The sequence below is a fragment of the Micromonospora rhizosphaerae genome, assembly GCF_900091465.1.
GTDB lineage: Bacteria > Actinomycetota > Actinomycetes > Mycobacteriales > Micromonosporaceae > Micromonospora > Micromonospora rhizosphaerae.
Window position 1 is genome coordinate 3,922,492 of sequence record NZ_FMHV01000002.1, and the last position, 13,383, is coordinate 3,935,874.

Here is a 13,383-nt window from a genome sequence, read left to right on the forward strand (position 1 = left end):
GACGGCGTCGGCATCCAGAGACGAGGGTGACCCACCAGTGATCATCGACTGTCATGGCCACTACACCACGGCGCCCGGGGCGCTTCAGACATTCCGTGACGCCCAGCTCGCCCGGCTGGCGGATCCGAGCATGCCGGCGCCGACGCTCGCCCCCATCAGCGACGACGCGATCCGGGAGAGCATCGAGACCACCCAACTGAGGCTGTTGCGCGAGCGCGGCGGCGACATGATGATCTTTTCCCCCAAGGCGTCCGGAATGGAGCACCACGTAACCGATCCGGCCACGGCGCTGGCCTGGGCGCGGGTCTCCAACGACCTGGTCCACCGGGTGGTTGAGTTGTATCCGCAGCACTTCGCCGGGGTCTGCCAGCTGCCGCAGACGCCCGGCGGACCGCTGGAAGACTCGATCAAGGAGCTCCGGCGGTGCGTCGAGGAGCTGGGATTCGTCGGGTGCAACCTGAACCCCGATCCGTCCGGCGGGCACTGGACCTCCAGGCCCTTGACGGACGAGTACTGGTTCCCCCTCTACGAGGAGATGGTGGCGCTCGACGTCCCCGCCATGATCCACGTCTCGGCGTCCTGCAACCCCAACTTCCACGCGCTCGGTGCGCACTACCTGAACGCGGACACCACCGCGTTCATGCAGCTGGTGCAGGGCGACCTGTTCAGGGACTTCCCGACCCTGCGATTCGTGATCCCCCACGGCGGCGGTGCGGTGCCGTATCACTGGGGCCGCTATCGGGGGCTCGCCGACCGGCTCGGTCGCCCGCCGCTGGCCGACCACGTCATGACGAACGTCTTCTTCGACACCTGCGTCTACCACCAGGCCGGGATCGACCTTCTGCACCGCGTCATCGACGTCGACAACATTCTCTTCGCGTCCGAGATGTACGGCGCGGTCCGCGGTGTCGATCCGGAGACCGGCCACCACTGGGACGACACGAAGCGGTACATCGACAATCTGGACCTGCCGGACGACGACCGGGCGAAGATCCTGGAGCGAAACGCGCGACGCGTCTATCCCCGCCTCGACGCTCGGCTGGCGGCGGCCGGCAGGTAACTTTTCAGGAGCAGTTCCTTGAGCGGCACGTCGGACACCGCCGCCGCTTCCGCAGGGATGGACGTACCACTGGCGAGCGCCTTGCGCACCGCCAGGTAGTCGCGGGTGCTGTTGACGGCGTTGATGGCCAGCAGGCTTCCCCTGCGGTAGTACAGGACCGAGAAGCTCTCGCCGTCGGGATCGCCGCGCACCACGATCTGGTCGTAGCCGATCGGCACACCGGCGATCTGCAGTTTGAGGTCGTACTGGTCCGACCAGAACCATGGGACGTCGGCGTAGGGCTGCCGCCGGCCGACCAGGGTTGCCGCCGCCGCCCGTGCCTGGGCAACGGCGTTGGGCACGGACTCCAGACGCATCCGCCCCTCCCCGGTCAACGGGTTGGGCGCCGCGGTGCAGTCGCCCGCCGCGACGACGGAGGGCTCGCTGGTGCGGGCGTACTCGTCGACCACGATCCCGCCGTCGCAGACGATCCCGAGCTGTTCGGCGAGTTCGGTACGGGGGACGACGCCGACGCCGACGACGACCAGATCGGCGGGGAGCAGCGTCCCGTCGACGAGGTGGACGCCGCAGACCCGACCGTGCTCGCCCCGAATTGCGGCGACCCCGGCGCCGAGGCGTATCTCCGTCCCCCGCCGGATGTGCGCCCGCCGGTAGAACTCCGAGATCTCCGGGGCCACGGAGCGGGCGATCAGCCGCTCGGCTGCCTCCACGACGGTGACGTTCCTGCCTTCCGATCTGGCGACCGCGGCCACTTCGAGGCCGATGAAGCCACCTCCGATGACCACGACGTTGCGCGCCGGCGTGAGGTGGGTCCGGATGTGGGCGGCGTCGTCGATACCGCGCAGACAGCACACGCCCTCGAGGTCGACGCCGGGCACGTGGAGACGTCGGGGCCGGGCGCCCACCGTCAGGGCGAGCCGGTCGAACGCCAGGGTGCGACCGCGATCGGTCAGTGCGCTCCCGGAGCCGGGTGGGCCGGAGGGGGAGAGGTGGAGCCGGGTGACGCGCTCCGCGGACAGCACCGTGATCCGCTGCTCGGCGTAGAACGACTCGCTGCGCAGGTGGAGGGCGGCGATGTCGGCGGTCCCGGCGAGGAACGCCTTGGACAGCGGAGGGCGCTCGTACGGGGGGTGCGACTCGGCGCCCACCAGGGTGATGGCTCCGTCGTGGCCGTGGTCCCGCAGGGAGGCGGCCAGTTGGACACCGGCCTGGCTCGCGCCGACGATCAGCACTCCGCCGTTCACGGCTGTTCTTCCGGCAACTCGACGGTGATCCCGTCCAGGGCCTCGGTGAGTTTGATCTGACAGGACAGGCGGCTCGTGCTCCGGCGGTCCGACACGCCGAGGTCCAGCATGTCGTCCTCGAGGTCGTTCGGCGGGCCGACCAGTGCCGCGAAGTCCTCGTCGACGTAGACGTGGCACGTGGCGCAGGACAGATTGCCCCCGCACTCGCCGACGATGCCGGGCACCCCGTTCTTGACGGCGGTCGCCATGACCGAGTCGCCGACCGCTGCGTCGATCGTGCGCCGCGAACCGTCGAGGGCGACAAAGATGACCTTGGGCACTTCGGGTTCCTCTCGGGTGCGTCCTCAGTCGGCGAATGGTCTAACCATACTACCCTAACTTGGCAACGGGTACTCCGGCGGCGAGGAAACGTGTCCGGGCCGTTCGGGGTCCGGTGCAGGCGGCTGACGGGGAGGGGTGCGTGGTGATCTACCGGCTGCGGGCGGCCGTCGACGGCTACGCCAGCAACACGCCTCCGAGGTGAGCCTGCCGCGGCCGGTCGACGGGGCGCTGTACCACTTGCAGTCCTGCGCCACCTCCGCCACTGTGGTGGGTCCGTGGCCTTCCCCGTCCGTCGGTGCCGCCGCGTTCCATGTCAGCATTCCGGCCGAATGGAGCCCTGTGACCGTGCCCGCCGAACTCACCCAGCTACGCCGGACCGTCGCCCAGGCTTGCCGCATCCTCGCGAACGCCGGTCTCGTGGAGGACATCCTCGGCCATGTCAGCGTGCGGGTCGGTCCCGACCGGATGCTCGTCCGGTGCCGGGGGCCGCAGGAAGAGGGCCTGCTGTTCACCCTCGACCGGGACGTGCACCTGGTGGAGTTCGATGGCGGCGGTGACCTTCCGGCGGGCTGGGCGGTCCCCAACGAGCTGCCGATCCATGGCGAGCTGTTACGGGCGCGGCCCGAGATCGACGCGGTCGTGCACTGTCATCCACCCGCGGTGCTGGTGGCCGGGGTGGAGGAGGTGCCGCTGCGCCCGGTCTTCGGCGCGTACCACATCCCCGCCGCTCGTCTCGCCGTCGACGGGATACCGATCTACCCGCGGGCTGTCCTCGTACGCCGCCCCGAACTCGGCCGCGAACTCGTCGAGGCGATGGGGGCATCCACCGTCTGCGTCATGCGGGGTCACGGGATCACCACCGTCGGGTCGGGAGCGCATGCCGTCGAGCAGGCCCTCGTGCGTGCGTTGGCCGTCGACGTCCTCGCCCGGGTCAGCGTCGAACGGGCACGGCTCGGCGACCGGGCGGCCGATCTCACCCCGGAGGATCTCGCGGAGTTGCCGGACCTCGGCTCCTCGTTCAACGACCTGAACGTGTGGCGTCATCACCTCGCCCGGCTGCGGCTGGCCGGGCTGGCGCTGGAGTAGACAGGCCGTACGTCACGGCGTGGGCGCGGGCTGGGCTTCGGCCGGTTGGGGCGCGCGGACGCGACGCAGTTGGGGCAGCACGGCCAGCGCAGCGAGTCCCGCGGATATCCCGGCGACCAGCAGGCCCGCCCGCGCTCCCCACTGCTCGCAGATCCATCCGGTTATCGGCCCGCCCAGCGGGGTGCTGCCGAGGAAGACGATGCCGTGCAGGGCGATCACCCTGCCCTGCATCGTCGGTTCGGCGCCGAGCTGAAGCAACGTACGGGCGAGGGTGTTGAAGCAGATGTTCGCCACGCCGAGACCGACCATCACCACCAACGCGATGCCGAGTGCCGGCGCGACCGCGGCGATCAGATTGACCGCCGCGAAGGCGCCGGTCCAGACGAGCAGCGACCACGCGGTGACGCTCGCGCGGGCGGCGCTGGCGAGGGCCCCGAGTACGGCGCCGGCCCCCAGAGCCGACGTGAGCCAGCCGTAGACCTCGGGGCCGCCGCCGAACGTGTCCCGCGCCAGCAGCGGCAGCACCACGCGGAAGTTCTGGCCGAGCAGGGCCACCACGGCGACGAGCAGCATGCAGGCGCGCAACTCCGGGTGGTGCCAGACGTATCGCAGACCCTCTCGGGCCTGGCCGCGCTCCCGCGGTGCGGGTGGCCGGCGATGGAGCTGGCGAGGATCCACCCGGACCAGGCCGACCAGGACGGCCGCGAAGGACAGCGCGTTGATCGCGAATGCCGCCCCGACGTCGACGCTCGCGATGAGGAGGCCGGCGACGGCGGGGCCGACCAGGCGCCCGACGTTGTGGACGGTGGAGTTGAGCGCCTGGGCATTGACGTAGTTCTCGGGCTCGACCATCTCGGTGATGAACGCGTGCCGCGCCGGCACGTCGACGACGGTGACGAGGCCCAGGCCCAGCGCGAGCGCGTAGACCATCCAGAGCGTCACCGCGTCCGACAGCACGAGCGCCGCGAGAGCCGCGGCGAGCAGGGCGCTGACCGCCTGGGTGACCATGATCGCTCGACGCCGGTCGATCCGGTCGACGAGCACGCCGCCCCACAGGCCGAGCAGGAGCGTCGGCAGGAACTGCAGCGCGGTCGCGACACCGAGCGCGACAGCGGAGTCCGACAGGTCGAGGACCAGCCAGTCCTGCGCGACCCGCTGCATCCAGGTCCCCGCGACGCTCACCGCATGCCCGACGAAGAAGCGCCGGTAGTTGGGCACGGCCAGGGAGCGGAAGGTCCGCCGTCGTGCCGCGACCAGGTGGTCGACCAGAGATCCGCCAAGTCGACGCAAGAGGTCCCCCTCCTCAAATTGGCCCAATGGTATTACGTTTATTGCCGTGGCGGGGCCCGGCTTCGCGCTGCCCCTCACCGAGGTGGACCGTCCCTGCCTCGCCCGCCTGACATCGAGGAGGAGGGCTCATGGAGAAAACGGTTGCGGTCATCGGTCTCGGCGCGATGGGTCGTCCCGTCGTAGGCCATCTCCGGGCCGCAGGGATCCCGGTCGTCGCGTGCGACCTGGACGAGGCGGCAGTCGCGGCCGCCGAGTCGCTCGGCGCGATGCCCGCGACAAGTGCCGCCGACGCCGCCCGTAAGGCCCAGGTCGTCGCGGTGTTCGTGCCGACGGACGACGACGTGGCCGCGGTCTGCCTCGGACCGGAGGGCGTCCTGGCCGGCCTGGCCGACGAGGGGGTGCTGCTTTTGTGCTCCTCACTGCGACCGGAGACCTGCGAGCGGGTCGCTGCCGCGGCTCCGCCCGGCGTGCATGTGCTCGACGCCGCGCTCACCGGCGGGGTCCGCCGCGCGGGGGCCGGTCAGGTGAACCTGCTGGTTGGTGGTGACGCGGAGGTCCTGGAGCGGATCCGTCCGGTCCTCGAACCCTGGACGAGCGCCATCCACCACCTCGGGTCGCTCGGCGCCGGCCAGGTGGGCAAGACTGCGAACAATCTCGTGCACTGGGCGCAGATCTGTGCGATCACCGAGGCGCTGGAACTCGCCCGCCGGTTCGGGGTCTCCGTACCCGTCCTGCGCCGGGCACTCATGGACGGGCCGACCGACTCGCGCACGCTGCGCGAACTGGACCAGATGCGGCTGACCTGGCACGCGAAGGACCTGGCCAACACGGCTGCCATGGCGCATCGTGTTCACCTCGACGTTCCCGTCGCCGACACGGCCCGCGAGGTGATGCGGGGGATCGCGGTAGCGGATGTCGCCCGGCTGCTAGCAGGAGGTCCGCTCCACCCCTTGCCCGACGCGTAACATTCCGGTAAAACCTTGGTTCAAAGATTAGACCTTTAGTCCCCTGGTGCTATTCACTAGCGTGACGCAGACCACAGGAGGCAACAGTGCGCGACGACTACCTGCCCGGCGTGCTTGCCAGCGAGAAGCGGAACCGGGACGCGTCCGAGATCGCGGCACGCGACGAGTTCAACAAGAAGCATCCGCCGATCAAGGGACTCGTGGTCCCTCACGACCTGCGCAAGATGGAGCTGCCGGAGCGGCCGTGGCGCAACAACCGGGGACACTGGTTCGATCTCGCCGACTACGAGGTGCTCAACGCACATCTGGCAGAGCTCAAGCCCGGGGGCGCTTCGGTGCGCCACCGGCACACGACCGAGGCCTACCTGTACATCGTCAAGGGCCACGGCTACTCGCTCATCAACTACGACGACGATCCGGTGGAGGTCGTCGAGTGGTCCGAGGGCACTCTCTTCGCGCCTCCGCGATGGGCCTGGCACCAGCACTTCAACCTCGACGAGAGCGACACCTCCCGTTACCTGGCCATCCAGGACACGGGTCTGCTGCGCACCATGCGCCTGCACAACATCGAGCGGCACTCGGTCCAGCTGACGCCGGAGCAAGGTGCCGAACTGCTGCGTGCGGCGGTAGAGCAGGGCGCGGTCCACGGCGGGCACGGCCACCACCACGACGGCACCTCGGTTGTGGAGCCTGTTCGAAACCCGGACGAGGGCTGAGCAGCCCGTCCACCTGGCAGGCACACATCCACGTCACACGGGGGAACGCACATCCACATCGTCGCTGGGCCGGCAGGCGCCCGCCCACGGAGCTCGCGGGAGAGCAGCGATGCGACACAACGTAATCGTCCGATCGGTGGCGGTCACGGCCGCCACCCTCCTCCTTGCGGCCTGCGGCGCTTCGCCGACGGCCTCCGAGAACGGGCCGGCCCGCGGCAATGACGCGGCGAAGCAGGCCGCGGCGAAGGCCCAGGAGGTCTACGACCGCATCAACGGCCTCACCGGTGAAGAGCGGCGCAAGACCCTCGTCGAGCTTGCCGAAAAGGAGGGCAAGCTCTCGATCTACACCTCCAACACCGACATGGACAAGCTGGTCGAGGGGTTCGAGGACGCCTACGACATCGAGGTGAGCGTCTACCGCGGAAACTCCGAATCGGTGCTCCAGCGGATCCTGCAGGAGCAGCAGGCGAACTACCTCGGCAATGACTTCGTCGACACCAACGCCGGCGAACTCAACATCCTGAACAAGGAGGGAAAGCTCTACCCGTACGAGGGCGAGCTGCGCGACAAGGTCCGCCAGGAAGGCCAGGCCGAGGGCTGGACCGCCTCCCGGTTCAACGTCTTCGTCGTCGGCTGGAACACGAACCGGGTCAAGCCCGGCCAGGAGCCCAAGTCCTTCGAAGAGCTGGCCGACCCGAAGTGGAAGGGTCAGGTCTCGATGGAGGTCGGCGACGTCGACTGGTTCGCCGGCCTGTACAAGTACTACCTGGACCAGGGCAAGTCCGAGGCTGAGGTCAAGGACCTCTTCACGAAGATCGCCGCCAACTCGAAGATCGCCAAGGGTCACACGACCCAGGGTGAGCTGCTCTCCGCCGGCCAGTTTGGCGTGACGGTGTCGTCCTACAGCCACACGGTGGACAAGGCTGCCGACAAGGGCGCGCCGGTGAGCTGGCACCCCGCCTCGGGCGCCCCGGTCCAGCCGATCCTCGTTCGCCCCAACGGCGTGGCAATGATGAAGACAGCCGCCCACCCGGCTGCCGCGATGCTCTTCGCAGACTGGGAGCTCACCGAGGGGCAGAAGATCCTCGCGGATGCCTTCCGCATCGGGTCAATTCCAACCGGCAAGGACCCGCTGGCCGGCCTGAAGGTCGTCGCCGTGCCCGAGCAGGAACTGCTCGACAACGCCAAGAAGTGGGACACCCTGTACGCCGAAATCCTCGAGGCCGGGCAGGAGATCAAATGAAAACCGTACGAATCTGGGGCCGGGGAAGACTGGCGTGCGTGCTCGCGGCCGGCGTCGCGCTCACCCTCGTCGCCGGCTGCGGCGGCTCGCCGACGGCAGGCGGCCCGAAGGCCGGCGGGAACACTGGGCCGACCGAGGCGGAGAAGGTCTATGCCGAGATCGCCGGACTCTCGGGCAAGCAGCGGCGGGACAAGCTCGTCGAGCTCGCGGAGAAGGAAGGCAAGCTCGACCTCTACACCTCGATGACGAGCGATGTCGCCGATGCCGTGACCGGGGCGTTCAGTGACAAGTTCGGCATCGACGTCAACGTCTACCGGGCCGGCTCGGAGACCGTCCTGCAGCGGATCCTGCAGGAGCAGGGCGCCAACTACCGGGGCAACGACGTGGTCGAAACCAATGCGAACGAGCTCTTCGCGTTGAACAAGGAGCACTTCCTCGCCGAGTACAAGGGCGAGCGGCGCGATCTCGTGCCCGAGGCGGGACGGTTCGAGGGGTGGACCGCGACCCGGTTCAACCTCTTCGCGCCGAGCTGGAACACGAAGCTCGTCCCCGCCGGGCAGCAGCCCAAGACGTGGGAGGAGCTCGCCGACCCGAAGTGGGACGGCAAGCTCTCCATGGAGCTGGCCGACTACGACTGGTACCTCACGCTCTACGGCTACTGGAAGAAGCAGGGCAAGAGCGATGAGGAGATCGATCGACTGTTCGCCGGGATGGCCCAGGGTGCGAAGATCGCCAAGGGGCACACCGTCCAGGGTGAGCTCCTGTCCGCCGGCCAGTTCTCGGTCGTCGCGTCGAACTACTCCTACATCGTGGAGCGCGCGAAGAAGAAGGGCGCTCCGGTCGACTACCTGCCGTTCGTGCAGCCCGTGATCGCCCGCCCCAACGGAGTCGGGCTCATGAAGAGCGCGCAGCACCCGGCGGCCGCGATGCTCTTCGCCGACTGGCTGCTCGAAGAGGGGCAGAAGGTCCTCGTGGACGAGGGGCTCACGCCGGCCATCGTCGAGGGCAACGACCCGCTCAAAGGCGTGGAGGTCATCCCCGTGGACGTGAAGACGCTGGTCGAGCAGGGCGACGAGTGGAGCAAACGCTACGAGAAGGTCGTCTCCAACGGCGAGAAGGTCGAAGGCAAGTAGGTGACCCGCGAGCGGCGGCGCCGTCCAACGCGGCGCCGCCGCACGCCTACCCGCCAGACAGGGCTCCAGGAGGGGTGAGGGCATGACCACCACGGCATCACCAGCCTTGCCGGCCACGAAGCCGGCGATCCGACGAGCGCGCCGGTGGTGGCCGACTCCGAAGTTGCTCATCATCGCCGCAGTCGTCGGTGTCGTCGGCTATCTGGCTCTCGTCCCCCTCTACTACCTGCTCTGGGGCACCTTCTTCGACGCGAGCGGCTTCAGCCTGGGCGGCTTCGCCCGGGCGTACGGCGACGGGCGGATCGGCGGCCTGGTCGCGAACTCGCTGTGGTTCGCCGTCGGGGCGGCCGTCCTCGCCCTCTTCGTCGGGACCTCGCTGGCCTACCTCAACGTCCGCACGGACGTACCGTTCAAGGCGTTGTTCTTCGCCGCGTCCATCATTCCGTTGATCATTCCCGGGATCCTGTACACCATCGCGTGGATCTTCCTGGCCAGCCCCGACATCGGCCTGCTCAACAAGGTGATCGAGCCGATCTTCGGCGGCGGCTTCGTGCTCGACGTCTTCACCGTCTGGGGGATGATCTGGGTCGAGGGGCTGCACCTGTCGCCCATCGTGTTCCTCCTGATGGTGGCCGCGTTCCGGTCCATGGACCCCTCGCTGGAGGAGTCGGCGCTGATGAGCGGGGCCACCCGGTGGCAGGTCTTCCGCAAGATCACCGTGCCGCTGACCCGTCCGGCGATCATCGCCGCCGTGCTCATCATGACAGTGCGCAGCCTGGAGAGCTTCGAGGTGCCGGCGCTGCTCGGTCTGCAGAACGGCATCTACGTCTTCACCAGCCGCATCTACTTCGTGCTGCGGACGTATCCGCCGGACCTCGGGGCGGCCGGCGCGCTGGCGGTCGGGCTGCTGGTGCTCGCGATGATCGGGGTGGCGATCTCCAACATCGCGGGCAGGTCCGGGAAGAACTTCCAGACCGTGACCGGCAAGGGCTTCCGGCCCCGCCCGATGGAACTTGGCAGGTGGCGGCCGGTGATGGGAGTTGCGATCCTGGCCTACTTCTTCTTCACGGTGGTCGGACCGCTGCTCGTGCTGCTGTACACCTCGTTGCTCAAGTTCTACCAACCGCCATCGCTCGCGGCATTCAAGTCGATGTCGCTGGACAACTACCGCGAGCTGCTGCAGCTGTCCCAGGCGATGACGGCGCTGAAGAACTCCCTCTACCTCGGCCTGGGCTCGGCCACGCTGGTGATGGCGGGTATGGCCATCGCCGCCTGGATCGTCGCCCGGTCGCGAATTCCCGGCCGGCAGCTCGTCGACCAGCTCGCGTTCGTGCCGCTGGTGATCCCCGGCCTCGTCCTCGGACTCGCGCTCTCCTTCGTCTACCTGCGCAGCCCCATCCCGATCTACGGGACGCTGTTCATCCTGCTCATCGCCTACTGCACCCGCTACATGCCCTACGGCATGCGCTACGCGGTCACGTCGATGCAGCAGATCTCCGCCGAGCTGGAGGAGTCGGCCCAGGTCAGCGGCGCGAGCTGGTGGCAGACGTTCCGCCGGGTGCTGCTGCCGCTGTTGTCGCCGGGGTTGCTGGCGGGCTGGATCTACATCCTGGTGGTCTCGTTCCGCGAGTTGTCGAGCTCGATCCTGCTCTACAGCCCCGGCAACGAGGTGCTCTCCATCCTCATCTTCGAACAGTACGAGAACGGTCAGTTCACCGTCCTGTCGGCGCTCGGCGTCGTCATGGTGCTCACCCTCGTCGTCCTCGTCACCGTCGCTTACAAGCTCGGTGCCAAAGTCGGGCTCAAGCAGGACTGAGCCGCCGCTGCGCCAGGAGGGCAAAGTGCTCTGTGTCAAGAACCTTGTGAAGACCTTCGACGGAGAACGGCGGCGACGGTCGCGAGCCGCGGGTGCTGAACCGGCCCGGGTCTTCGCCGTCAACGACATCAGCTTCGACGTCCCGAATGGCTCGCTGTTCACCCTGCTCGGGCCGTCGGGCTGCGGGAAGACGACCACCCTGCGCTCCATCGCCGGCCTCGAGCGACCCGACTCCGGAACGATCGAGGTCGGCGGGCGGGTCCTCTTCGCCGGCGGATCGGGTGCGAAGACGGTGAACGTCCCCGCCAACGAGCGGGGGCTGGGCATGGTCTTCCAGTCCTACGCCATCTGGCCGCACATGTCGGTCTTCGACAACGTCGCCTTCCCGCTGCAGGTGAAGAAGCGCGCGAGCCGGCCTGGCAAGAAGGAGATCGCCGAGCGGGTGATGCGGGTGCTGCAGACGATGGAACTGGCCGACCTGGCCGACCGTCAGGCGACCAAGCTCTCCGGTGGCCAGCAGCAGCGGCTCGCCCTCGCCCGCGCCCTGGTCATTGAGCCCCCGCTGCTGTTGCTGGACGAGCCGCTGTCCAACCTCGACGCCAAGTTGCGGGAGTCACTGCGGTACGAGCTCAAGCGGCTGCAGCGCGAGCTCGGGATCACCTCGGTGTATGTCACGCACGACCAGGTGGAGGCGTTGGTCCTCAGCACCTCCATCGCGGTGATGAAGGGCGGCAACGTGATGCAGCTCGGACGCCCGCGCGAGATCTACGAGAACCCCAACTGCCGGTTCGTAGCCGAGTTCATCGGCACCTCGAACTTCATCGCCGGCACCGTGGCGGCGAGGGAGAACGACCGCTACGCGGTCGACACCGCCGACGGGCGACTCCTGCTCGACTCGGCCGCGTCGATCCCGGTCGGTACGGAGGTGGTCGTCTCGATCCGGCCCGAGGCGGTGGAGGTCGGCGCCACGCGAGCGGGCGAGGTGCCGAACGAGTGGACGGGCAAGGTGCTGACCCGCGCCTTCCTCGGCGAGGCAGTCGACCATGTGGTCGCCGTCGGCAAGCACGAGATCCGCGCCCGCGGCAACCCGGCGGTCTCGATCGAGCCGGGGACCGAGGTCTACCTCCGAATGGATCCCGGCAAGCTGACGCTGGTGCCCGTTGGCTGAGGTGCCCCGATGAGCGTGCCCCAGGTCCTGCGCAACCGCGACTTCAACCTCTACTGGACCGGTGTCGTCCTCTCCCAGATCGGCACCCGTGGCACGGTGGCGGCCAACCTCTACCAGGTCTACCAGCTCACCGACTCCATCGCGTACACAGGCCTGGTCGGCGCCGCGCAGGCGGTGGCGCTGCTGGTGCTCAGCCCGCTCGGTGGGGCGCTGGCCGACCGGGTGGACCGCCGCCGCCTGCTGCAGGCGGCGCAGGCCGTGGCGATGCTCGTCGCAGTGGTCCTCGCCTGGCTGACGCTCACCGACCGGGCGCAGGCCTGGCACGTGGTCCTTTCCGTGGCGCTGACCACCGCGGCGGCGACGTTCGACCAGCCGGCGCGGCAGGCGCTGATCCCGGCCCTGGTGCCCAGGAGTCAGATCGGGCAGGCGATCGCGCTGCTCAACCCCTCGCGGGAACTCGCGATCCTGGTCGGGCCGCTGCTGGCCGGCCTGCTGATCGCGGCGGGCGGACCGGGCCTGATGTACGTGCTCGACGCGGCGTCGTACGGCCTGCTCGTGGCGGTCCTCGCGATGCTGCGGATCCCGGTCCTGCAGCCGGCCGCGGAGCACCGCTCCGTGCTGGGCTCGATCGTCGAGGGGGCGCGGTACATCGGTCACCGGCCGCTCATCTACAACCTCATGGCGCTGGACCTGTCGGCGACGGTGTTCAGCGCCTACCGGGTGCTCCTGCCGGCGCTCGCCGTGGACGTCCTGCACGTCGGGGCGACCGGGTACGGCGTGCTGTCGGCGGCGCCGTCCGCCGGTGCGCTGCTGGCCACGTACTCCGTGTTCCGCACCGTCGAGCGCAGCCGCCGCCAGGGCCGGGTGCTCCTGGTGTCCACCGCGCTGTACGGCGGGGCGGCGCTGCTGCTGGCGCACTCGCCGGTGTTCGGCCTGGCCGTCCTCGCCGCCGGCCTGCTCGGTGCGTTCGACGCGATGGCGACCACCATCCGCCACGCCGCGGTCCAGATCGACACACCGGACGAGCTGCGGGGCCGGGTCACCGCCTTTTACCAGATGTCCTCCCGGGGCGGGCCGGCGATCGGGGATGTCGTCGTCGGCGCCTTCGCCAACCTGGTCGGACCGGTGGTGGCCCTCACCGTCGGCGCGTTCGGCCCCCTCATCGTCGCGGGCTCGTTCTGGCTGCGGGACAACGTGGTGCGGTCGTACACCGGGGTGGTGCCGGCGGACGAGGAGGTGGACGACGCGCCGGAGCCGACCACCGACGTGCCGGCTCCGCAGCCTACGCCCGGTAGCAGCTGACCCATCCCCTTGTCTCGCCGGCAGATGTCGCCCCGCCCC

General features: G+C 69.1%; 12 protein-coding genes. 9 read left to right on the plus strand and 3 right to left on the minus strand.

Translation table 11 applies throughout. The annotated features are described in order from the left end of the window. The first annotated feature begins 37 nt into the window (after positions 1 to 37). The gene (locus GA0070624_RS18485) at positions 38 to 1,060 is read left to right on the plus strand and encodes an amidohydrolase family protein (protein ID WP_091342771.1); all 1,023 of its coding nucleotides are present in this window, start codon (positions 38 to 40) and stop codon (positions 1,058 to 1,060) included. Here the strand turns inward: GA0070624_RS18485 and GA0070624_RS18490 are convergent. Both GA0070624_RS18490 and GA0070624_RS18495 read right to left on the minus strand, forming a co-directional pair. Then, positions 1,018 to 2,304, minus strand: coding sequence for an NAD(P)/FAD-dependent oxidoreductase (locus GA0070624_RS18490; RefSeq protein ID WP_091342773.1), 1,287 nt, complete (start codon positions 2,302 to 2,304; stop codon positions 1,018 to 1,020). The two genes, GA0070624_RS18485 and GA0070624_RS18490, sit on opposite strands and share 43 nt — an antisense overlap. Further along, complete coding sequence (locus tag GA0070624_RS18495) at positions 2,301 to 2,624, minus strand: 2Fe-2S iron-sulfur cluster-binding protein (protein WP_091342774.1); 324 nt, start codon at positions 2,622 to 2,624, stop codon at positions 2,301 to 2,303. Before GA0070624_RS18495 ends, GA0070624_RS18490 begins: the two co-directional genes overlap by 4 nt. A gap of 340 nt (positions 2,625 to 2,964) precedes the next feature. On the opposite strand from GA0070624_RS18495, the gene phtC reads away from it, so the two are divergent. Continuing rightward, a complete protein-coding gene (gene phtC, locus GA0070624_RS18500; protein WP_091342776.1) occupies positions 2,965 to 3,711 on the plus strand; it encodes a 3,4-dihydroxyphthalate decarboxylase in 747 nt (248 codons plus the stop codon). A gap of 12 nt (positions 3,712 to 3,723) precedes the next feature. Here phtC and GA0070624_RS18505 read toward each other — a convergent pair whose 3' ends face one another. Further along, a complete protein-coding gene (locus GA0070624_RS18505) occupies positions 3,724 to 5,001 on the minus strand; it encodes an MFS transporter (RefSeq protein WP_176731766.1) in 1,278 nt (425 codons plus the stop codon). Between the two features lie 128 nt (positions 5,002 to 5,129). On the opposite strand from GA0070624_RS18505, the gene GA0070624_RS18510 reads away from it, so the two are divergent. The 7 genes from GA0070624_RS18510 (at position 5,130) to GA0070624_RS18540 (ending at position 13,344) form a co-directional block, all read left to right on the plus strand. Continuing rightward, entirely contained in the window at positions 5,130 to 5,966 is an 837-nt protein-coding gene (locus tag GA0070624_RS18510; protein WP_091342779.1) for an NAD(P)-dependent oxidoreductase, read from the plus strand. A gap of 86 nt (positions 5,967 to 6,052) precedes the next feature. Next, positions 6,053 to 6,682 (plus strand): cupin domain-containing protein, encoded by a 630-nt coding sequence (locus tag GA0070624_RS18515; protein WP_091342780.1) that lies wholly within the window; start codon positions 6,053 to 6,055, stop codon positions 6,680 to 6,682. A 109-nt stretch (positions 6,683 to 6,791) separates the two neighbouring features. Next, positions 6,792 to 7,925, plus strand: coding sequence for an ABC transporter substrate-binding protein (locus GA0070624_RS18520; RefSeq protein ID WP_091342782.1), 1,134 nt, complete (start codon positions 6,792 to 6,794; stop codon positions 7,923 to 7,925). Beyond that, a complete protein-coding gene (locus GA0070624_RS18525) occupies positions 7,922 to 9,058 on the plus strand; it encodes an ABC transporter substrate-binding protein (RefSeq protein ID WP_091342784.1) in 1,137 nt (378 codons plus the stop codon). Before GA0070624_RS18520 ends, GA0070624_RS18525 begins: the two co-directional genes overlap by 4 nt. Positions 9,059 to 9,140: 82 nt before the next feature. Next, positions 9,141 to 10,874 carry an ABC transporter permease gene (locus GA0070624_RS18530; RefSeq protein ID WP_091342785.1) on the plus strand — a complete coding sequence of 578 codons (1,734 nt, stop codon included), beginning with the start codon at positions 9,141 to 9,143 and terminating at the stop codon, positions 10,872 to 10,874. 25 nt (positions 10,875 to 10,899) lie between these two features. After that, positions 10,900 to 12,042: an ABC transporter ATP-binding protein gene (locus tag GA0070624_RS18535; RefSeq protein ID WP_091342787.1), complete on the plus strand. Its 1,143-nt coding sequence runs from the start codon at positions 10,900 to 10,902 to the stop codon at positions 12,040 to 12,042. Positions 12,043 to 12,051: 9 nt separating this feature from the next. Continuing rightward, a complete protein-coding gene (locus GA0070624_RS18540; protein ID WP_091342788.1) occupies positions 12,052 to 13,344 on the plus strand; it encodes an MFS transporter in 1,293 nt (430 codons plus the stop codon). The last annotated feature ends 39 nt before the right edge of the window (positions 13,345 to 13,383 follow it).

Bases quoted from the DNA above. Each gene is read 5' to 3' on its own strand.
- GA0070624_RS18510 (WP_091342779.1), top strand. From the start codon at position 5,130: ATGGAGAAAACGGTTGCGGTCATCGGTCTCGGCGCGATGGGTCGTCCC.
- GA0070624_RS18530 (WP_091342785.1), top strand. From the start codon at position 9,141: ATGACCACCACGGCATCACCAGCCTTGCCGGCCACGAAGCCGGCGATC.
- GA0070624_RS18520 (WP_091342782.1), top strand. From the start codon at position 6,792: ATGCGACACAACGTAATCGTCCGATCGGTGGCGGTCACGGCCGCCACC.
- GA0070624_RS18540 (WP_091342788.1), top strand. From the start codon at position 12,052: ATGAGCGTGCCCCAGGTCCTGCGCAACCGCGACTTCAACCTCTACTGG.
- GA0070624_RS18525 (WP_091342784.1), top strand. From the start codon at position 7,922: ATGAAAACCGTACGAATCTGGGGCCGGGGAAGACTGGCGTGCGTGCTC.